At 49.4% G+C, this 16,528-nt stretch carries 33 protein-coding genes and 1 pseudogene; 33 read left to right on the top strand and 1 reads right to left on the bottom strand.

The features are described 5' to 3' along the window. Positions 1-49 precede the first annotated feature (49 nt). From bfd to ACYAC5_RS17430, 33 genes and pseudogenes are all read left to right on the top strand, one after another. Positions 50-244: a bacterioferritin-associated ferredoxin gene (gene bfd, locus ACYAC5_RS17590; RefSeq protein ID WP_008104746.1), complete on the top strand. Its 195-nt coding sequence runs from the start codon at positions 50-52 to the stop codon at positions 242-244. Positions 245-349: 105 nt separating this feature from the next. After that, positions 350-832, top strand: a complete 483-nt coding sequence (gene bfr / locus ACYAC5_RS17585) for a bacterioferritin (RefSeq protein WP_101762566.1) — start codon at positions 350-352, stop codon at positions 830-832. 314 nt (positions 833-1,146) lie between these two features. Continuing rightward, on the top strand, positions 1,147-1,458 hold the full coding sequence (rpsJ, locus tag ACYAC5_RS17580; RefSeq protein ID WP_006120582.1) for a 30S ribosomal protein S10: 312 nt from the start codon (positions 1,147-1,149) through the stop codon (positions 1,456-1,458). Between the two features lie 32 nt (positions 1,459-1,490). Next, complete coding sequence (gene rplC, locus ACYAC5_RS17575; RefSeq protein ID WP_008104741.1) at positions 1,491-2,117, top strand: 50S ribosomal protein L3; 627 nt, start codon at positions 1,491-1,493, stop codon at positions 2,115-2,117. Between the two features lie 10 nt (positions 2,118-2,127). Next, positions 2,128-2,733 (top strand): 50S ribosomal protein L4, encoded by a 606-nt coding sequence (rplD, locus tag ACYAC5_RS17570; RefSeq protein WP_007891650.1) that lies wholly within the window; start codon positions 2,128-2,130, stop codon positions 2,731-2,733. Continuing rightward, complete coding sequence (rplW, locus tag ACYAC5_RS17565; RefSeq protein WP_007891652.1) at positions 2,730-3,032, top strand: 50S ribosomal protein L23; 303 nt, start codon at positions 2,730-2,732, stop codon at positions 3,030-3,032. Before rplD ends, rplW begins: the two co-directional genes overlap by 4 nt. A gap of 17 nt (positions 3,033-3,049) precedes the next feature. After that, positions 3,050-3,871: a 50S ribosomal protein L2 gene (gene rplB / locus ACYAC5_RS17560; RefSeq protein WP_007891654.1), complete on the top strand. Its 822-nt coding sequence runs from the start codon at positions 3,050-3,052 to the stop codon at positions 3,869-3,871. 16 nt (positions 3,872-3,887) lie between these two features. Next, on the top strand, positions 3,888-4,166 hold the full coding sequence (rpsS, locus tag ACYAC5_RS17555) for a 30S ribosomal protein S19 (RefSeq protein ID WP_001138115.1): 279 nt from the start codon (positions 3,888-3,890) through the stop codon (positions 4,164-4,166). Between the two features lie 13 nt (positions 4,167-4,179). Next, positions 4,180-4,512, top strand: a complete 333-nt coding sequence (gene rplV, locus ACYAC5_RS17550) for a 50S ribosomal protein L22 (protein WP_007891659.1) — start codon at positions 4,180-4,182, stop codon at positions 4,510-4,512. A 17-nt stretch (positions 4,513-4,529) separates the two neighbouring features. After that, on the top strand, positions 4,530-5,228 hold the full coding sequence (gene rpsC, locus ACYAC5_RS17545) for a 30S ribosomal protein S3 (protein ID WP_007891660.1): 699 nt from the start codon (positions 4,530-4,532) through the stop codon (positions 5,226-5,228). Positions 5,229-5,240: 12 nt separating this feature from the next. Beyond that, the gene (gene rplP / locus ACYAC5_RS17540) at positions 5,241-5,651 is read left to right on the top strand and encodes a 50S ribosomal protein L16 (protein WP_015962145.1); all 411 of its coding nucleotides are present in this window, start codon (positions 5,241-5,243) and stop codon (positions 5,649-5,651) included. Beyond that, positions 5,651-5,839 (top strand): 50S ribosomal protein L29, encoded by a 189-nt coding sequence (gene rpmC / locus ACYAC5_RS17535; RefSeq protein WP_007891662.1) that lies wholly within the window; start codon positions 5,651-5,653, stop codon positions 5,837-5,839. Before rplP ends, rpmC begins: the two co-directional genes overlap by 1 nt. Continuing rightward, positions 5,839-6,093 carry a 30S ribosomal protein S17 gene (rpsQ, locus tag ACYAC5_RS17530; RefSeq protein WP_007891663.1) on the top strand — a complete coding sequence of 85 codons (255 nt, stop codon included), beginning with the start codon at positions 5,839-5,841 and terminating at the stop codon, positions 6,091-6,093. The genes rpmC and rpsQ overlap by 1 nt, the downstream gene beginning before the upstream one ends. Before the next feature lie 169 nt (positions 6,094-6,262). Further along, positions 6,263-6,634, top strand: coding sequence for a 50S ribosomal protein L14 (rplN, locus tag ACYAC5_RS17525; protein WP_006120590.1), 372 nt, complete (start codon positions 6,263-6,265; stop codon positions 6,632-6,634). A gap of 10 nt (positions 6,635-6,644) precedes the next feature. Continuing rightward, entirely contained in the window at positions 6,645-6,959 is a 315-nt protein-coding gene (gene rplX, locus ACYAC5_RS17520) for a 50S ribosomal protein L24 (protein WP_007891664.1), read from the top strand. A 14-nt stretch (positions 6,960-6,973) separates the two neighbouring features. Further along, positions 6,974-7,513 carry a 50S ribosomal protein L5 gene (gene rplE / locus ACYAC5_RS17515; protein WP_007891665.1) on the top strand — a complete coding sequence of 180 codons (540 nt, stop codon included), beginning with the start codon at positions 6,974-6,976 and terminating at the stop codon, positions 7,511-7,513. A 14-nt stretch (positions 7,514-7,527) separates the two neighbouring features. Next, positions 7,528-7,833 (top strand): 30S ribosomal protein S14, encoded by a 306-nt coding sequence (gene rpsN / locus ACYAC5_RS17510; protein WP_007891666.1) that lies wholly within the window; start codon positions 7,528-7,530, stop codon positions 7,831-7,833. Between the two features lie 32 nt (positions 7,834-7,865). Beyond that, a complete protein-coding gene (rpsH, locus tag ACYAC5_RS17505; protein WP_007891668.1) occupies positions 7,866-8,258 on the top strand; it encodes a 30S ribosomal protein S8 in 393 nt (130 codons plus the stop codon). Positions 8,259-8,271: 13 nt separating this feature from the next. After that, positions 8,272-8,805, top strand: coding sequence for a 50S ribosomal protein L6 (gene rplF / locus ACYAC5_RS17500; protein WP_008104735.1), 534 nt, complete (start codon positions 8,272-8,274; stop codon positions 8,803-8,805). A gap of 9 nt (positions 8,806-8,814) precedes the next feature. Further along, positions 8,815-9,168, top strand: coding sequence for a 50S ribosomal protein L18 (rplR, locus tag ACYAC5_RS17495; RefSeq protein WP_008104733.1), 354 nt, complete (start codon positions 8,815-8,817; stop codon positions 9,166-9,168). Positions 9,169-9,182: 14 nt separating this feature from the next. Beyond that, a complete protein-coding gene (gene rpsE / locus ACYAC5_RS17490) occupies positions 9,183-9,683 on the top strand; it encodes a 30S ribosomal protein S5 (protein ID WP_007891679.1) in 501 nt (166 codons plus the stop codon). A gap of 5 nt (positions 9,684-9,688) precedes the next feature. Continuing rightward, positions 9,689-9,868, top strand: a complete 180-nt coding sequence (gene rpmD, locus ACYAC5_RS17485) for a 50S ribosomal protein L30 (protein ID WP_007891681.1) — start codon at positions 9,689-9,691, stop codon at positions 9,866-9,868. Positions 9,869-9,871: 3 nt separating this feature from the next. Then, positions 9,872-10,306, top strand: a complete 435-nt coding sequence (rplO, locus tag ACYAC5_RS17480) for a 50S ribosomal protein L15 (protein ID WP_007891684.1) — start codon at positions 9,872-9,874, stop codon at positions 10,304-10,306. A gap of 7 nt (positions 10,307-10,313) precedes the next feature. Then, entirely contained in the window at positions 10,314-11,645 is a 1,332-nt protein-coding gene (gene secY / locus ACYAC5_RS17475; protein ID WP_007891686.1) for a preprotein translocase subunit SecY, read from the top strand. 32 nt (positions 11,646-11,677) lie between these two features. After that, entirely contained in the window at positions 11,678-11,794 is a 117-nt protein-coding gene (gene rpmJ / locus ACYAC5_RS17470) for a 50S ribosomal protein L36 (protein ID WP_004160566.1), read from the top strand. Between the two features lie 146 nt (positions 11,795-11,940). Next, positions 11,941-12,297 (top strand): 30S ribosomal protein S13, encoded by a 357-nt coding sequence (gene rpsM, locus ACYAC5_RS17465; protein ID WP_034830736.1) that lies wholly within the window; start codon positions 11,941-11,943, stop codon positions 12,295-12,297. Between the two features lie 16 nt (positions 12,298-12,313). Next, on the top strand, positions 12,314-12,703 hold the full coding sequence (rpsK, locus tag ACYAC5_RS17460) for a 30S ribosomal protein S11 (RefSeq protein ID WP_004160563.1): 390 nt from the start codon (positions 12,314-12,316) through the stop codon (positions 12,701-12,703). A 32-nt stretch (positions 12,704-12,735) separates the two neighbouring features. After that, the gene (gene rpsD, locus ACYAC5_RS17455; RefSeq protein WP_007891687.1) at positions 12,736-13,356 is read left to right on the top strand and encodes a 30S ribosomal protein S4; all 621 of its coding nucleotides are present in this window, start codon (positions 12,736-12,738) and stop codon (positions 13,354-13,356) included. Between the two features lie 25 nt (positions 13,357-13,381). Further along, complete coding sequence (locus ACYAC5_RS17450) at positions 13,382-14,371, top strand: DNA-directed RNA polymerase subunit alpha (protein WP_007891688.1); 990 nt, start codon at positions 13,382-13,384, stop codon at positions 14,369-14,371. A 40-nt stretch (positions 14,372-14,411) separates the two neighbouring features. After that, positions 14,412-14,798, top strand: a complete 387-nt coding sequence (gene rplQ / locus ACYAC5_RS17445; protein WP_008104728.1) for a 50S ribosomal protein L17 — start codon at positions 14,412-14,414, stop codon at positions 14,796-14,798. Positions 14,799-14,911: 113 nt separating this feature from the next. Next, a complete protein-coding gene (locus tag ACYAC5_RS17440) occupies positions 14,912-15,283 on the top strand; it encodes a DnaJ family domain-containing protein (protein ID WP_101762567.1) in 372 nt (123 codons plus the stop codon). Between the two features lies 1 nt (position 15,284). Beyond that, positions 15,285-15,722 (top strand): Zn(2+)-responsive transcriptional regulator, encoded by a 438-nt coding sequence (gene zntR / locus ACYAC5_RS17435; RefSeq protein ID WP_309832912.1) that lies wholly within the window; start codon positions 15,285-15,287, stop codon positions 15,720-15,722. 50 nt (positions 15,723-15,772) lie between these two features. Further along, positions 15,773-15,964: pseudogene (locus tag ACYAC5_RS17430) on the top strand (alternative ribosome-rescue factor A); the annotation flags it as partial. Between the two features lie 44 nt (positions 15,965-16,008). Here the strand turns inward: ACYAC5_RS17430 and mscL are convergent. Further along, positions 16,009-16,422, bottom strand: coding sequence for a large-conductance mechanosensitive channel protein MscL (gene mscL / locus ACYAC5_RS17425; RefSeq protein WP_007891693.1), 414 nt, complete (start codon positions 16,420-16,422; stop codon positions 16,009-16,011). Positions 16,423-16,528: the final 106 nt, after the last annotated feature.

The following is a 16,528-nucleotide window of genomic DNA, read 5'->3' as shown; positions in this document are numbered from 1 at the left end:
CCATTCTCATTTACAATTTGATCATAAATTGTACGGGAGTCCGCAGTAAATGTACGTCTGCTTGTGTAATGCCGTGAGTGATAAAACTCTGCGCGAAGTGGTTCGCCGCTATCAACCCAAATCGATTCAACAATTGCGCCAGTTGGTTCCCATTGGAAAGCAATGTGGCAAGTGCGTGCGGTTTGCGCGTGAAATTATGGAAGATGAACTGCAAAACGTGCCGCTCTACAAAGAGATAGCTTAATAAAGTAATTCTGTACTTCCTAATACCCACAATAACTGTCGCGTTTTTTTGACTTCCTTTCATCCGCATCTACGCTCTATTTAGTTGGAAGCGGAGGAAGCAAAAATGAAGGGCGACAGTAAAATCATATTTCATCTCAACAAATTGCTGGGGAATGAACTGGTTGCGATTAATCAGTACTTCCTTCATGCGCGTATGTTCAAAAATTGGGGTCTGACCCGGCTCAATGACGTTGAGTATCATGAGTCAATCGATGAAATGAAACATGCGGACAAATACATCGAACGCATTCTTTTTCTTGAAGGAATTCCTAACCTGCAAGATCTAGGTCGATTACGCATCGGTGAAGACGTGCCGGAAATGCTGCAATCTGACCTGGCATTAGAACTGGAAGGCGCAAAGGATTTGCGTGAGGCCATAGCCTATGCCGACAAGGTTCATGACTACGTCAGCAGAGACATGATGATTGAGATTCTTACGGAAGAGGAAGGGCACATAGACTGGCTGGAAACGGAACTCGATCTGGTGAACAAACTCGGCCTGCAAAATTATCTTCAGTCTCAATTAAAAGATCAGAACGAACATTAGCCATATGCCCATTGTCACGCAAGCCCGCTCAGTCAAAACGATTGCTGCGGGTTTTTTTTCGGTCTGTTACCAGATTGATGTGGTTAAAAACACAACACGGGTTGCTTCCTGAACTGATTTACGTATAATGCGCGGGCCTACCGATATTGGTGTGGCGCGATTCGAGCAGAATCGCAGGGGATAGCTGTTTATGTATCGCCTAACAATACTCCCAATTGGGGAGTTATATGCTGAACGATTACACTCCTCCATCAATCGTAATGGATGCGGGTAGTAATTCTTTTCGTTTATAAAATGTTTGGAGCCTTGGTCTCATGTCGAACCAAAGAATCCGTATCCGTCTTAAAGCGTTTGATCATCGCCTGATCGATCAATCAACCGCGGAAATCGTTGAGACTGCCAAGCGCACTGGTGCGCAGGTACGTGGTCCGATCCCGCTGCCAACCCGCAAAGAGCGTTTTACCGTTCTGATCTCTCCGCACGTTAACAAAGACGCGCGTGATCAGTACGAAATCCGCACTCACAAGCGTCTGGTAGACATCGTTGAGCCAACTGAAAAAACCGTTGATGCTCTGATGCGTCTGGACCTGGCTGCCGGTGTTGACGTGCAGATCAGCCTGGGTTAATCAGGTCATCGAGCGATTGAGAGGTTGATACAATGATTGGTTTAGTCGGTAAAAAAGTGGGTATGACCCGCATCTTCACTGAAGATGGCGTTTCAATCCCAGTAACCGTTATCGAAGTTGAAGCAAACCGCGTTACTCAGGTCAAAGGCCTGGACAACGATGGTTACCAAGCTATTCAGGTCACCACCGGTGCTAAAAAAGCAAGCCGTGTGAGCAAGCCTGAAGCAGGTCATTTTGCTAAAGCTGGCGTTGACGCTGGCCGTGGTCTGTGGGAATTCCGCACCGAAGGTGAAGATTTCTCTGTTGGCCAGAGCATCAGTGTTGAAATTTTCGCTGACGTTAAAAAAGTAGACGTTACCGGTACCTCTAAAGGTAAAGGTTTCGCAGGTACCGTTAAGCGCTGGAACTTCCGTACCCAGGACGCTACGCACGGTAACTCCTTGTCACACCGCGTTCCGGGTTCTATCGGTCAGAACCAGACTCCGGGCAAAGTGTTCAAAGGCAAGAAAATGGCTGGTCAGCTGGGTAATGAGCGCGTAACCGTTCAGAGCCTGGAAGTAGTACGTGTTGACGCTGAGCGCAACCTGCTGCTGGTCAAAGGTGGCGTCCCGGGTGCAACTGGGTGCGATCTGATTGTTAAACCAGCTGTGAAGGCGTAAGGGGATAGCAATGGAATTAGTACTGAAAGACGCGCAGAGCGCGCTGACTGTTTCCGAAACTACCTTCGGTCGTGATTTCAACGAAGCGCTGGTTCACCAGGTTGTTGTTGCTTATGCCGCTGGTGCTCGTCAGGGTACTCGCGCGCAGAAGACTCGTGCTGAAGTTACTGGTTCAGGCAAAAAGCCTTGGCGCCAGAAAGGTACCGGCCGTGCGCGTTCAGGTTCTGTAAAGAGCCCGATCTGGCGTTCGGGTGGCGTAACCTTCGCTGCACGTCCACAGGACCACAGTCAAAAAGTTAACAAAAAGATGTACCGCGGCGCGCTGAAAAGCATCCTGTCCGAGCTGGTACGTCAGGACCGTCTGATCGTTGTCGAGACGTTCTCTGTAGAAGCGCCTAAAACTAAGCTGCTGGTACAGAAACTGAAAGACATGGCGCTGCAAGATGTGCTGATCATCACCGGTGAACTGGATGAGAATCTGTTCCTGGCTGCGCGTAACCTGTACAAGGTTGACGTGCGTGATGCAGCGGGCATCGACCCAGTTAGCCTGATCGCCTTCGACAAAGTCGTTATGACTGCGGAAGCAGTTAAGCAAGTTGAGGAGATGCTGGCATGATCCGTGAAGAACGTCTGCTGAAAGTAGTGCGTGCACCGCACGTATCAGAAAAAGCATCTACTGCGATGGAAAAAACCAATACCATCGTTCTCAAAGTTGCTAAAGACGCGACCAAAGCAGAGATCGTTGCTGCTGTTGAGAAGCTGTTCGAAGTGGAAGTTAAAGACGTAAACACCCTGGTAGTTAAAGGGAAAGTTAAGCGTCACGGACAGCGTATCGGTCGTCGTAGCGACTGGAAAAAAGCTTACGTCACCCTGAAGGAAGGCCAGAATCTGGACTTCGTCGGCGGCGCTGAGTAAGTCGGAGGAGAAAGACAATGGCAGTTGTTAAATGTAAACCGACATCTCCGGGTCGTCGTCACGTAGTTAAAGTGGTGAACCCAGAGCTGCACAAGGGCAAACCATTTGCTCCGCTGGTAGAAAAAAACAGCAAATCCGGTGGTCGTAACAACAATGGTCGTATCACTACCCGTCATATTGGTGGTGGTCACAAGCAGGCTTACCGTATTGTTGACTTCAAACGCAACAAAGATGGTATCCCAGCAGTTGTTGAGCGTCTTGAGTACGATCCGAACCGTTCTGCGAACATCGCACTGGTTCTGTACAAAGATGGCGAGCGCCGTTACATCCTGGCCCCTAAAGGCCTGAAAGCCGGCGATCAGATTCAATCTGGCGTTGATGCTGCGATTAAAGCAGGTAACACCCTGCCGATGCGTAACATCCCGGTGGGTTCTACCGTTCATAACGTAGAAATGAAACCAGGCAAAGGCGGTCAGATTGCTCGCTCAGCTGGTACTTACGTGCAGATCGTTGCGCGTGAAGGTTCCTACGTTACCCTGCGTCTGCGTTCAGGCGAAATGCGCAAAGTTGAATCCGAATGTCGTGCAACTCTTGGCGAAGTCGGCAACTCTGAGCACATGCTGCGCGTACTGGGTAAAGCTGGTGCAACCCGTTGGCGTGGTGTTCGTCCTACCGTTCGCGGTACTGCGATGAACCCAGTCGATCACCCGCACGGTGGTGGTGAAGGTCGTAACTTTGGTAAGCACCCGGTAACTCCGTGGGGCGTTCAGACCAAAGGTAAGAAGACCCGTAGCAACAAGCGTACTGATAAATTTATCGTACGTCGCCGTAGCAAATAATTTTAGAGGATAAGCCATGCCACGTTCTCTCAAGAAAGGTCCTTTTATTGACCTGCACTTGCTGAAGAAGGTAGAGAAAGCGGTGGAAAGCGGTGACAAGAAGCCCCTGCGCACTTGGTCCCGTCGTTCAACGATCTTCCCTAACATGATCGGTTTGACCATCGCTGTCCATAATGGTCGTCAGCACGTTCCTGTCTTTGTTTCCGACGAAATGGTCGGCCACAAACTGGGTGAATTTGCACCGACACGTACTTATCGCGGCCATGCTGCAGATAAGAAAGCCAAGAAGAAATAAGTAGGAGGAAGAGATGGAAACTATTGCTCAACATCGCCATGCTCGTTCTTCTGCTCAGAAGGTTCGCCTGGTGGCAGACCTGATTCGCGGTAAGAAAGTGTCGCAGGCTCTGGATATTCTGACCTACACCAACAAGAAAGCTGCTGTGTTGGTTAAGAAAGTCCTGGAATCTGCCATTGCGAACGCCGAACACAACGATGGCGCTGATATCGACGATCTGAAAGTCGCGAAAATCTTCGTAGACGAAGGCCCAAGCATGAAGCGCATTATGCCGCGTGCGAAAGGTCGTGCAGATCGCATCCTGAAGCGCACCAGCCACATTACTGTGGTTGTGTCCGATCGCTGAGACTCTGGAGACTAGCAATGGGTCAGAAAGTACATCCTAATGGTATTCGCCTGGGTATTGTAAAACCATGGAACTCTACCTGGTTTGCGAACACCAAAGAATTCGCTGACAACCTGGACAGCGATTTTAAAGTCCGTCAGTTCCTGACCAAGGAACTGTCTAAAGCGTCTGTATCTCGTATCGTTATCGAGCGTCCGGCTAAGAGCATCCGTGTGACTATTCACACTGCTCGCCCGGGTATCGTTATCGGTAAAAAAGGTGAAGACGTAGAAAAACTGCGTACGGTCGTCGCGAAAATCGCTGGCGTTCCTGCACAGATCAACATCGCCGAAGTCCGTAAGCCGGAACTGGACGCTAAATTGGTTGCTGATAGCATCACTTCACAGCTGGAGCGTCGTGTGATGTTCCGTCGTGCTATGAAGCGTGCTGTACAGAACGCAATGCGTCTGGGCGCGAAGGGTATTAAAGTCGAAGTCAGCGGCCGTTTGGGCGGTGCCGAGATCGCACGTACCGAATGGTACCGTGAAGGTCGCGTACCGTTGCACACACTGCGTGCAGACATTGACTACAACACCTCTGAAGCGCACACCACTTATGGTGTAATCGGCGTTAAGGTATGGATCTTCAAAGGCGAGATCCTGGGTGGTATGGCTGCTGTTGAACAACCGGAACCGGCTGCTCAACCTAAAAAGCAGCAGCGTAAAGGCCGTAAGTAAGGAGAGTCGCTGATGTTACAACCAAAGCGTACGAAATTCCGTAAAGTGCACAAAGGCCGCAACCGTGGTCTGGCGCAAGGTACGGATGTCAGCTTCGGTACTTTCGGTCTGAAAGCTGTTGGCCGTGGTCGTCTGACTGCACGTCAGATCGAAGCAGCACGTCGTGCTATGACCCGTGCAGTTAAGCGTCAAGGTAAAATTTGGATCCGTGTATTCCCGGACAAACCAATTACCGAGAAGCCGCTGGAAGTGCGTATGGGTAAAGGTAAGGGTAACGTGGAGTATTGGGTTGCCCTCATTCAACCGGGTAAAGTCCTGTATGAAATGGACGGAGTTTCGGAAGAATTGGCCCGTGAAGCCTTCAAGCTGGCAGCAGCAAAACTGCCTATCAAAACCACCTTTGTTACTAAGACGGTGATGTAATGAAAGCAAATGAGCTGCGTGAAAAAAGCGTTGAAGAGCTGAATACTGAGCTACTTAACCTGCTGCGTGAGCAGTTTAACCTGCGCATGCAAGCAGCATCCGGCCAACTTCAGCAAACCCATCTGCTGAAAGAAGTTCGCCGTAATGTTGCACGTGTTAAGACTTTACTGACTGAGAAGGCGGCGTAATGACCGATAAAATCCGTACTCTGCAGGGTCGTGTTATTAGTGACAAAATGCAGAAATCTGCAGTTGTTGCTATCGAACGTGTCGTGAAACACCCGATCTACGGTAAATTCATCAAGCGTACGACTAAGCTGCACATCCATGACGAGAACAACGAATGCGGTATTGGTGACGTGGTTGAAATCCGCGAAACCCGTCCGCTGTCCAAGACTAAGTCTTGGACGCTGGTTCGCGTTGTAGAGAAAGCGGTTCTGTAATAGAATCCGTTTCCTCTAAAAAATAAAACGAACGGCTCGTCTGAGCCGTTCGTTTTTTCTACCCATGTGCGAGAACCGGTGTTATAATGCCGCGCCCTCAATTATGGGGCTTTTTAACGACCTGAGGTTTGGGTCCCGAAGTAGTAGTTGACATTAGCGGAGCACTAAAATGATCCAAGAACAGACTATGCTGAACGTCGCCGACAACTCCGGTGCACGTCGCGTAATGTGTATCAAGGTTCTGGGTGGCTCGCACCGTCGCTACGCAGGCGTCGGCGATATCATCAAAGTGACCATCAAGGAAGCAATTCCTCGTGGCAAGGTGAAAAAAGGTGATGTCCTGAAAGCGGTAGTGGTGCGCACCAGGAAGGGTGTTCGTCGCCCGGACGGTTCTGTCATTCGCTTCGATGGTAATGCATGCGTTATTTTAAACAATAACAGCGAGCAACCTATCGGTACGCGTATTTTTGGGCCGGTAACTCGTGAACTTCGTACTGAAAAGTTCATGAAAATTATCTCTCTGGCACCAGAAGTACTCTAAGGAGCGAGCAATGGCAGCGAAAATCCGTCGTAACGACGAAGTTATCGTGCTTACCGGCAAAGACAAAGGTAAACGCGGTAAAGTAAAGAACGTCCTGACTTCTGGTAAAGTCATCGTTGAAGGTATCAACCTGGTTAAGAAACATCAGAAGCCGGTTCCGGCCCTGAACCAGCCAGGTGGCATCGTTGAAAAAGAAGCGGCTATTCAAGCTTCCAACGTTGCACTCTTCAATGCGGCAACCGGCAAGGCTGACCGTGTAGGCTTTAGATTCGAAGACGGCAAAAAAGTCCGTTTCTTCAAGTCTAATAGCGAAACTATCAAGTAATTTGGAGTAGTACGATGGCGAAACTGCATGATTACTACAAAGACGAAGTAGTCCAGAAACTCATGACAGAGTTCGGCTACAATTCTGTCATGCAAGTCCCTCGGGTCGAGAAGATCACCCTGAACATGGGTGTTGGTGAAGCGATCGCTGACAAGAAACTGCTGGATAACGCAGCAGCTGACCTGGCAGCAATCTCCGGTCAAAAACCGCTGATCACCAAAGCACGCAAATCAGTTGCAGGCTTCAAAATCCGTCAGGGCTATCCGATCGGCTGTAAAGTAACTCTGCGCGGTGAGCGTATGTGGGAGTTCTTTGAGCGTCTGATCACTATTGCTGTACCACGTATTCGTGACTTCCGCGGTTTATCTGCTAAGTCGTTCGACGGTCGTGGTAACTACAGCATGGGCGTTCGTGAGCAGATCATCTTCCCAGAAATCGATTATGACAAAGTCGATCGCGTTCGTGGTTTGGATATTACCATTACCACTACTGCGAAATCTGATGATGAAGGCCGTGCTCTGCTGGCTGCCTTTGAATTCCCATTCCGCAAGTAAGGTAGGGTTACTTAATGGCTAAGCAATCGATGAAAGCACGCGAAGTTAAGCGTGTGAAATTAGCAGACAAGTTCTTCGCTAAGCGCGTTGAACTGAAAGCGATCATTTCTGATGTGAACGCATCCGACGAAGATCGTTGGGATGCCGTTCTCAAGCTGCAGAGTCTGCCGCGTGATTCCAGCCCTTCCCGTCAGCGTAACCGCTGCCGTCAGACAGGTCGTCCGCACGGTTTCTTGCGGAAGTTTGGGTTGAGCCGTATCAAGGTCCGTGAAGCCGCAATGCGCGGTGAAATCCCGGGTCTTAAAAAGGCTAGCTGGTAATTGTCACCATTTGAATCACGGGAGTAACACAGATGAGCATGCAAGATCCGATCGCGGATATGCTGACCCGTATCCGTAACGGTCAGGCCGCGAACAAAGTTGCGGTCTCTATGCCTTCCTCCAAGCTGAAAGTGGCAATTGCCAACGTGCTGAAGGAAGAAGGCTATATTGAAGATTTTAAAATCGAAGGCGATATCAAGTCTGAACTGGAAGTTACTTTAAAGTATTTCCAGGGCAAGGCTGTGGTAGAGAGCATTCAGCGTGTTAGTCGTCCAGGTCTGCGCATCTATAAGAAAAAAGATGAGCTGCCAAAAGTAATGGCTGGTCTGGGCATCGCTGTAATCTCTACCTCTAAAGGTGTCATGACTGATCGTGCAGCGCGCCAAGCTGGTCTTGGTGGCGAAATTATCTGCTACGTAGCGTAATCGGAGGAATAAAATGTCTCGTGTTGCAAAAGCACCTGTCGTTGTTCCTGCGGGCGTAGAGGTAAAACTCAGCGGTCAGGAAGTTTCGATCAAAGGCAAAAACGGCGAGCTGACTCGTACTATCAACAGTGCTGTAGAAGTTAAGCATGCAGACAACGCCCTGACTTTCGCTCCACGCGAAGGTTATGCGGATGGTTGGGCACAAGCAGGTACTGCTCGTGCGCTGCTGAACGGCATGGTTATCGGTGTTACCGAAGGCTTCACCAAGAAGCTGCAACTGGTTGGTGTTGGTTATCGTGCAGCTGTTAAAGGCAACTCTGTGAGCTTGGCCCTTGGCTTCTCTCACCCTGTTGACCATGCACTGCCGGCCGGCATCACTGCTGAATGTCCAACTCAGACTGAGATCGTGCTGAAAGGCGCTGATAAACAGCTGATTGGTCAGGTTGCAGCTGATCTGCGCGCCTACCGTCGTCCTGAGCCTTATAAAGGCAAGGGTGTTCGTTACGCCGACGAAGTCGTGCGTACCAAAGAGGCTAAGAAGAAGTAAGGTAACACTATGGATAAGAAATCTGCTCGTATCCGTCGTGCGACCCGTGCACGTCGCAAGCTCAAAGAGCTGGGTGCTACTCGCCTGGTGGTACATCGTACCCCGCGTCATATCTACGCACAGGTGATCGCCCCGAACGGTTCCGAAGTTCTGGTTGCTGCTTCTACTGTAGAAAAAGCTATTGCCGAACAACTGAAGTATACCGGTAACAAAGACGCCGCTGCAGCTGTAGGTAAAGCTCTGGCTGAGCGCGCTGTTGAGAAAGGCATTACTAATGTCTCTTTCGACCGTTCCGGGTTCCAATATCATGGTCGTGTCCAGGCACTGGCAGATGCTGCCCGTGAAGCTGGCCTTCAGTTCTAAGGTAGAGGTCTAAGATGTCAAACATCGAGAAACAAGCTGGCGAACTGCAGGAAAAACTGATCGCGGTAAACCGTGTATCTAAAACTGTAAAAGGTGGTCGTATTTTCTCCTTCACCGCACTGACTGTAGTGGGTGATGGTAACGGCCGCGTTGGTTTTGGTTACGGTAAAGCGCGTGAAGTTCCAGCAGCGATCCAGAAAGCGATGGAGAAAGCCCGTCGCAATATGATTAACGTCGCGCTGACTCACGGCACCCTGCAGCACCCTGTTAAAGGTGCTCACACAGGTTCTCGTGTGTTCATGCAGCCAGCTTCTGAAGGTACCGGTATCATCGCCGGCGGTGCAATGCGCGCCGTTTTAGAAGTTGCTGGAGTACATAACGTTCTGGCTAAAGCGTATGGTTCTACCAACCCGATTAACGTGGTTCGTGCAACTATTGATGGCCTGGGCAATATGAATTCTCCGGAAATGGTCGCTGCCAAGCGTGGTAAATCCGTTGAAGAAATTCTGGGGTAATCACGATGGCTAAGACAATTAAAATTACACAAACCCGCAGTTCAATCGGCCGCCTGCCTAAGCACAAAGCGACTCTGGTTGGCTTGGGTCTGCGTCGCATCAATCACACCGTTGAGCGTGAAGATACGCCTGCTGTACGCGGTATGATTAACGCGATTTCCTACATGCTGAAAGTGGAGGAGTAAGAGATGCGTTTAAACACTCTGTCTCCGGCCGAAGGGTCTAAACACGCTTCTAAGCGTCTGGGTCGTGGTATCGGTTCTGGCCTCGGTAAAACCGGTGGTCGTGGTCACAAAGGTCAGAACTCTCGTTCTGGCGGTGGCGTACGTCGCGGTTTCGAGGGTGGTCAGATGCCTCTGTACCGTCGTCTGCCGAAATTCGGTTTCACCTCTCGCAAAGCAATGATCACGACAGAAGTTCGTCTGTCTGATCTGGCGAAAGTTGAAGGCGGTATTGTTGACCTGAATACGCTGAAAGCGGCCAATATTATCGGTGTTCAGATTGAATTCGCGAAAGTGATTCTTTCTGGTGAAGTTTCTGCACCGGTAACGGTTCGCGGTCTGCGTGTCACCAAAGGTGCTCGTGCTGCAATCGAAGCTGCTGGCGGTAAAATCGAGGAATAAGTAGCAGATGGCAAAGCAACCGGGATTAGATTTTCAAAGTGCCAAAGGTGGCTTTGGTGAACTGAAGCGCAGACTGTTGTTTGTAATCGGTGCACTCATTGTCTTCCGAATTGGCTCTTTTATTCCAATCCCCGGTATCGATGCCACTGTACTTGCCAAACTGCTTGAGCAACAGCGTGGCACCATCATTGAAATGTTCAACATGTTCTCTGGTGGTGCTCTCAGTCGTGCCTCAATCTTCGCTCTGGGTATTATGCCGTATATTTCGGCCTCCATTATTATCCAGCTGCTGACGGTGGTTCATCCAGCGTTAGCTGAGATTAAGAAAGAGGGTGAAGCTGGTCGTCGTAAGATTAGCCAGTACACTCGCTACGGTACACTGGTTCTGGCTGTATTCCAGTCGATCGGTATTGCTACCGGTTTACCGAATATGCCTGGAATGCAGGGGCTGGTAATGAATCCAGGCTTTGCATTCTACTTTACCGCTGTTGTAAGTCTGGTTACTGGGACAATGTTCCTGATGTGGCTGGGCGAACAGATTACTGAACGAGGTATCGGTAACGGTATCTCGATCATTATCTTCGCAGGTATTGTTGCGGGACTCCCGCCGGCCATTGGCCATACCATCGAGCAAGCGCGGCAAGGTGACCTGCACTTCCTTCTGTTGCTGTTGGTTGCAGTTCTAGTATTTGCAGTGACGTTCTTTGTTATTTTCGTCGAGCGTGGCCAGCGCCGCATTGTGGTCAACTACGCTAAACGTCAGCAAGGCCGTCGTGTATATGCTGCACAGAGCACACATTTACCGTTGAAAGTGAATATGGCGGGCGTAATCCCAGCTATTTTTGCTTCCAGCATTATTCTGTTCCCGGCGACCATAGCATCATGGTTCGGGGGCGGTACCGGTTGGAACTGGCTGACAACAATTTCGCTGTATTTGCAACCAGGACAGCCGCTTTATGTGCTACTCTATGCGACTGCAATCATCTTCTTCTGTTTCTTCTACACGGCGTTGGTCTTCAACCCACGTGAAACAGCAGATAACCTGAAGAAGTCTGGTGCATTCGTACCGGGAATTCGTCCGGGAGAGCAAACGGCGAAGTACATCGATAAAGTAATGACACGTCTGACCTTAATCGGCGCACTGTATATTACTTTTATCTGCCTGATCCCGGAGTTCATGCGTGATGCTATGAAAGTTCCATTCTACTTTGGCGGCACATCGCTGCTCATCGTAGTGGTCGTCATCATGGACTTTATGGCTCAAGTGCAAACTCTGATGATGTCGAGTCAGTACGAGTCTGCATTGAAGAAAGCTAACCTGAAGGGCTACGGCCGTTAATTCGGGTGCTTGAGAAGTTACGGAGAGTAAAAATGAAAGTTCGTGCTTCCGTCAAGAAATTATGTCGTAACTGCAAAATCATTCGCCGCGACGGTGTCGTACGTGTGATCTGCAGCGCCGAGCCAAAGCATAAACAGCGCCAAGGCTGATATTGTCACATATTTTTCTTGCAAAGTCGGGTTGAGCTGGCTAGATTAGCCAGCCAATCTTTTGTATGTCGATGCGTTACCATTTGAGTATCCTGAAAACGGGCTTTTCAGCATGGGACGCATTTGTTTAATTATAGGAGTGCATAGTGGCCCGTATAGCAGGCATTAACATTCCTGATCAAAAACATACCGTTATCGCATTAACTTCGATTTTCGGTATCGGTAAAACTCGTTCTAAAGCCATCTGCGCTTCAACGGGTATTGCTGAAAATGTTAAGATCAGAGAGCTGTCTGAAGAACAAATTGAACAGCTGCGTGAAGCAGTTGGTAAATTCGTTGTTGAAGGTGATCTGCGCCGTGAAATCACCCTGAGCATCAAGCGTCTGATGGACCTTGGTTGCTATCGTGGTTTACGCCATCGTCGTGGTCTGCCAGTTCGCGGTCAGCGTACTAAGACCAATGCACGTACCCGTAAGGGTCCGCGTAAACCGATCAAGAAATAATCGGGGTGAGTAAATAATGGCAAAGGCACCAGTTCGTGCACGCAAGCGTGTAAGAAAACAAGTCTCAGATGGCGTGGCTCATGTCCATGCATCTTTTAACAACACCATCGTTACAATTACTGATCGTCAGGGTAACGCACTGGGTTGGGCAACCGCCGGTGGTTCCGGTTTCCGCGGTTCACGTAAATCTACTCCGTTTGCTGCTCAGGTAGCTGCAGAGCGCTGTGCAGAAGCAGTGAAAGATTACGGTATTAAGAATCTGGAAGTTATGGTTAAGGGTCCGGGTCCAGGACGCGAATCAACAATTCGTGCTCTGAACGCTGCTGGTTTCCGCATCACTAATATTACTGATGTGACTCCAATCCCTCACAACGGTTGTCGTCCGCCGAAAAAACGTCGCGTTTAATCGCCCGTTTTTAGGTTAGTTGGAGAAAGAAAATGGCAAGATATTTGGGTCCTAAGCTCAAGCTGAGCCGTCGTGAGGGTACCGACTTATTCCTTAAGTCTGGCGTTCGCGCGATCGATACCAAGTGCAAAATTGAACAACCACCTGGTCAGCATGGTGCGCGTAAACCGCGTCTGTCTGACTACGGCGGCCAGTTGCGTGAAAAGCAGAAAGTTCGTCGTATGTACGGCGTGCTGGAGCGTCAGTTCCGCAACTACTATAAAGAAGCAGCACGTCTGAAAGGCAACACAGGTGAAAACCTGCTGGCCCTGCTGGAAGGCCGTCTGGATAACGTTGTTTACCGTATGGGCTTTGGCGCCACTCGTGCAGAAGCACGTCAGCTGGTTAGCCATAAATCTATCCTGGTGAACGGTCGCGTTGTTAACATCGCTTCTTATCAGGTATCTCCGAATGATGTCGTAAGCATCCGTGAGAAAGCCAAACAGCAATCTCGCGTGAAGGCCGCTCTGGAGCTGGCTGAGCAGCGTGAAAAGCCAACCTGGCTGGAAGTTGATGCTACTAAGATGGAAGGTGTGTTCAAGCGTATTCCTGAACGTACTGATCTGTCTGCGGACATTAACGAACACCTGATCGTCGAGCTTTACTCTAAGTAAAGCTTAGTACCAAAGAGAGGACACAATGCAGGGTTCTGTGACAGAGTTTCTAAAACCGCGCCTGGTAGATATCGAGCAAGTGAGTTCGACGCACGCCAAGGTGACCCTTGAGCCGTTAGAGCGTGGCTTTGGCCATACTCTTGGCAACGCACTGCGCCGTATTCTGCTTTCTTCCATGCCGGGTTGCGCGGTGACCGAGGTTGAGATTGATGGTGTGCTTCATGAGTACTCCACCAAAGAGGGCGTACAGGAAGATATCCTGGAAATCCTGCTTAACCTGAAAGGGTTGGCGGTAAGAGTTCAAGGTAAAGATGAAGTCATCCTTACTTTGAATAAATCTGGCATTGGCCCTGTGACTGCAGCCGACATCACCCACGACGGTGATGTTGAAATCGTCAAGCCGCAGCATGTGATCTGCCACCTGACCGATGAAAACGCATCTATTAGCATGCGTATCAAAGTTCAGCGTGGTCGTGGTTATGTGCCGGCTTCTGCCCGAATTCATTCGGAAGAAGATGAGCGCCCAATCGGCCGTCTGTTGGTTGACGCTTGCTACAGCCCTGTAGACCGTATTGCCTACAATGTTGAAGCAGCGCGTGTAGAACAGCGTACCGACCTGGACAAGCTGGTCATCGAAATGGAAACCAACGGCACAATCGATCCTGAAGAGGCGATTCGTCGTGCGGCAACCATCCTGGCAGAACAACTGGAAGCTTTCGTTGACTTACGTGATGTACGTCAGCCGGAAGTAAAAGAAGAGAAACCAGAATTCGATCCGATCCTGCTGCGCCCTGTTGACGATCTGGAATTGACTGTCCGCTCTGCTAACTGCCTCAAGGCAGAAGCTATCCACTACATCGGTGATCTGGTACAGCGTACCGAGGTTGAGCTGCTTAAAACGCCTAACCTGGGTAAAAAATCTCTTACCGAGATTAAAGATGTGCTTGCTTCACGTGGTTTGTCTCTGGGCATGCGCCTGGAAAACTGGCCACCAGCAAGCATTGCTGATGAATAACCCGATCACAGGTTAAGGTTTCACTGAGAAGGATAAGGTCATGCGCCATCGTAAGAGTGGTCGTCAACTGAACCGCAACAGCAGCCATCGTCAGGCTATGTTCCGCAACATGGCTGGTTCTCTGGTTCGTCATGAGATCATTAAGACGACTCTGCCGAAAGCCAAAGAGCTGCGCCGCGTAGTTGAGCCGCTGATTACTCTTGCCAAGACCGACAGCGTAGCTAATCGTCGTCTGGCATTCGCCCGCACTCGTGATAACGAGATCGTGGCAAAACTGTTTAACGAGCTGGGCCCGCGTTTCGCGAGCCGTGCCGGTGGTTACACTCGCATTTTGAAGTGTGGCTTCCGTGCTGGTGACAACGCTCCGATGGCTTACATCGAGCTGGTTGATCGTCCAGAAGCTCAAGCAGAAGCTACTGCAGAGTAATTTGCAGTATCGTAAAAAACCCGCTTCGGCGGGTTTTTTATTGTCCGTAATTCCTTTCCATTTACTCCCCTTTCGCTATGCTGATGGCTGATACACCTATCAGGAACTCCCTTATGTGGCTAATTGATCAACTTGTAGAGCAACACATACGTGAAGCTCAGGAAAAGGGCGAGCTGAGTAATTTGCCCGGCGAAGGTGCACCTTTACAGCTAGATGATGACAGCGGAGTGCCAGTTGAACTGCGCACGGCATATCGGCTGTTGAAAAATTCTGGTTACTTACCTCCGGAACTTGAAATGCGTCGAGAAGCATTGGCGGTAAACGATCTGCTACGCGAACTGGATCCTGACGATGGCAAGGCGCGAGAACTATCGAAACGCTTAGCTCTGCTAGAAATAAAACTCCAGCAAGCCGGAATCAGTACCGAATTTTTGCGCGGCGAGTATAGCGATAACATCCATCATCATTTGCAGCGGGAGAAATAGCATGTATCGGATTGGGCAGCTGGCAAAAATGGCGGATGTGACGCCAGACACCATCCGCTTTTATGAAAAACAGCAGATGATGAATCATGAGGTACGCACTGAGGGCGGTTTTCGTCTTTATAGCGACGATGATTTACAGCGGCTGCGTTTTATTCGTTATGGTCGCCAACTCGGCTTTAGCTTAGAGTCAATCCGTGGTTTATTGTCAATCCGCATCGATCCTGAACATCATACTTGCCAGGAATCCAAAGCCATTGTGGCGAAAAGATTGGATGAAGTGAATGGCATGATTGCCGAACTACAGACGATTCAACGTTCATTGCATCGTTTAGCTGAAACCTGCTGCGGCGAAATACATAGCAGCGCTTGCTGTTCAATACTTGAAGCTCTGGAGAGAGGTGAGGAACCGCAGCCGGAAATTTGTTGTAGTAAGGATTGAATTTTGCGCTGGAAGGAATATAGTTGCGCCGTTAATAACCGGAGGACGAGATGACTCGCTATCAGCACCAAAAAGGTAAAATCAACGATAATGCACTGGAAGCATTATTACATGATCCACTGTTTAGGCAGCGCATTGAGAAGAATCAGAAAGGAAAGGGCAGCTATCAACGTAAAGACAAACATGGCAAAGGACGTAACTGGGAGGCCAGTGATAAGCAGAAAAGTTTATCACTGGCCTTCTTCTTTAAAGACAAAAAAGCCGCCTTACGTGGGCGGCTTTTTTATTATAATTTATCGTGATTTTGTTGTTTTAACAGGTCACGGATTTCAGTGAGCAGTAACTCTTCATTCGTCGGCTTAGGTGCCGCTTTCTCAACTTCTTTTTTCTGATACAGCTTGTTCATTACTTTAATTGCCAGGAATATCGCGAAGGCAACAATAACGAAATCGAACACGGTCTGAATAAAGTTACCGTACTCCATTACCACAGCAGGAATATCACCTTCTGCCGGTTTTAATATCCATTTAAACTGTTTGAAATCGACGCCACCAATCAGCAAGCCAAGTGGCGGCATGATGATATTGGCGACCAGTGAAGAAACAATCTTACCAAAAGCGGCACCGATGATGACACCTACCGCCAGATCAACCACGTTCCCGCGCATTGCAAAATCACGAAACTCTTTGAATAAACTCATTGTTATCTCCTTGCCTTGGCCAATGGCTAAAGTCTAACAAACCTTTGTGCAATTGCCATTAGAACAATGGATTAAGCGAAATTTTCACGGCGGGCTTTCGCCCGCA

The organism is Pantoea sp. y20, assembly GCF_054903455.1.
This window is presented reverse-complemented; position numbering and strand designations above follow the sequence as displayed.

Excerpts from the sequence above, each read along its gene's own strand:
- rplF (WP_008104735.1), top strand. The coding sequence starts at position 8,272 with ATGTCTCGTGTTGCAAAAGCACCTGTCGTTGTTCCTGCGGGCGTAGAG.
- rpsE (WP_007891679.1), top strand. The coding sequence starts at position 9,183 with ATGTCAAACATCGAGAAACAAGCTGGCGAACTGCAGGAAAAACTGATC.
- rplW (WP_007891652.1), top strand. The coding sequence starts at position 2,730 with ATGATCCGTGAAGAACGTCTGCTGAAAGTAGTGCGTGCACCGCACGTA.
- rpsD (WP_007891687.1), top strand. The coding sequence starts at position 12,736 with ATGGCAAGATATTTGGGTCCTAAGCTCAAGCTGAGCCGTCGTGAGGGT.
- rplQ (WP_008104728.1), top strand. The coding sequence starts at position 14,412 with ATGCGCCATCGTAAGAGTGGTCGTCAACTGAACCGCAACAGCAGCCAT.
- rplN (WP_006120590.1), top strand. The coding sequence starts at position 6,263 with ATGATCCAAGAACAGACTATGCTGAACGTCGCCGACAACTCCGGTGCA.
- rpmC (WP_007891662.1), top strand. The coding sequence starts at position 5,651 with ATGAAAGCAAATGAGCTGCGTGAAAAAAGCGTTGAAGAGCTGAATACT.
- rplX (WP_007891664.1), top strand. The coding sequence starts at position 6,645 with ATGGCAGCGAAAATCCGTCGTAACGACGAAGTTATCGTGCTTACCGGC.
- mscL (WP_007891693.1), bottom strand. The coding sequence starts at position 16,422 with ATGAGTTTATTCAAAGAGTTTCGTGATTTTGCAATGCGCGGGAACGTG.
- rpsK (WP_004160563.1), top strand. The coding sequence starts at position 12,314 with ATGGCAAAGGCACCAGTTCGTGCACGCAAGCGTGTAAGAAAACAAGTC.
- bfr (WP_101762566.1), top strand. The coding sequence starts at position 350 with ATGAAGGGCGACAGTAAAATCATATTTCATCTCAACAAATTGCTGGGG.
- rplD (WP_007891650.1), top strand. The coding sequence starts at position 2,128 with ATGGAATTAGTACTGAAAGACGCGCAGAGCGCGCTGACTGTTTCCGAA.
- rpmJ (WP_004160566.1), top strand. The coding sequence starts at position 11,678 with ATGAAAGTTCGTGCTTCCGTCAAGAAATTATGTCGTAACTGCAAAATC.
- rpmD (WP_007891681.1), top strand. The coding sequence starts at position 9,689 with ATGGCTAAGACAATTAAAATTACACAAACCCGCAGTTCAATCGGCCGC.
- rpsH (WP_007891668.1), top strand. The coding sequence starts at position 7,866 with ATGAGCATGCAAGATCCGATCGCGGATATGCTGACCCGTATCCGTAAC.
- ACYAC5_RS17440 (WP_101762567.1), top strand. The coding sequence starts at position 14,912 with ATGTGGCTAATTGATCAACTTGTAGAGCAACACATACGTGAAGCTCAG.
- rplO (WP_007891684.1), top strand. The coding sequence starts at position 9,872 with ATGCGTTTAAACACTCTGTCTCCGGCCGAAGGGTCTAAACACGCTTCT.
- rplP (WP_015962145.1), top strand. The coding sequence starts at position 5,241 with ATGTTACAACCAAAGCGTACGAAATTCCGTAAAGTGCACAAAGGCCGC.
- rpsQ (WP_007891663.1), top strand. The coding sequence starts at position 5,839 with ATGACCGATAAAATCCGTACTCTGCAGGGTCGTGTTATTAGTGACAAA.
- secY (WP_007891686.1), top strand. The coding sequence starts at position 10,314 with ATGGCAAAGCAACCGGGATTAGATTTTCAAAGTGCCAAAGGTGGCTTT.
- rpsN (WP_007891666.1), top strand. The coding sequence starts at position 7,528 with ATGGCTAAGCAATCGATGAAAGCACGCGAAGTTAAGCGTGTGAAATTA.
- ACYAC5_RS17450 (WP_007891688.1), top strand. The coding sequence starts at position 13,382 with ATGCAGGGTTCTGTGACAGAGTTTCTAAAACCGCGCCTGGTAGATATC.
- zntR (WP_309832912.1), top strand. The coding sequence starts at position 15,285 with ATGTATCGGATTGGGCAGCTGGCAAAAATGGCGGATGTGACGCCAGAC.
- bfd (WP_008104746.1), top strand. The coding sequence starts at position 50 with ATGTACGTCTGCTTGTGTAATGCCGTGAGTGATAAAACTCTGCGCGAA.
- rpsS (WP_001138115.1), top strand. The coding sequence starts at position 3,888 with ATGCCACGTTCTCTCAAGAAAGGTCCTTTTATTGACCTGCACTTGCTG.
- rplV (WP_007891659.1), top strand. The coding sequence starts at position 4,180 with ATGGAAACTATTGCTCAACATCGCCATGCTCGTTCTTCTGCTCAGAAG.
- rpsJ (WP_006120582.1), top strand. The coding sequence starts at position 1,147 with ATGTCGAACCAAAGAATCCGTATCCGTCTTAAAGCGTTTGATCATCGC.
- rplB (WP_007891654.1), top strand. The coding sequence starts at position 3,050 with ATGGCAGTTGTTAAATGTAAACCGACATCTCCGGGTCGTCGTCACGTA.
- rplE (WP_007891665.1), top strand. The coding sequence starts at position 6,974 with ATGGCGAAACTGCATGATTACTACAAAGACGAAGTAGTCCAGAAACTC.
- rplR (WP_008104733.1), top strand. The coding sequence starts at position 8,815 with ATGGATAAGAAATCTGCTCGTATCCGTCGTGCGACCCGTGCACGTCGC.
- rplC (WP_008104741.1), top strand. The coding sequence starts at position 1,491 with ATGATTGGTTTAGTCGGTAAAAAAGTGGGTATGACCCGCATCTTCACT.
- rpsC (WP_007891660.1), top strand. The coding sequence starts at position 4,530 with ATGGGTCAGAAAGTACATCCTAATGGTATTCGCCTGGGTATTGTAAAA.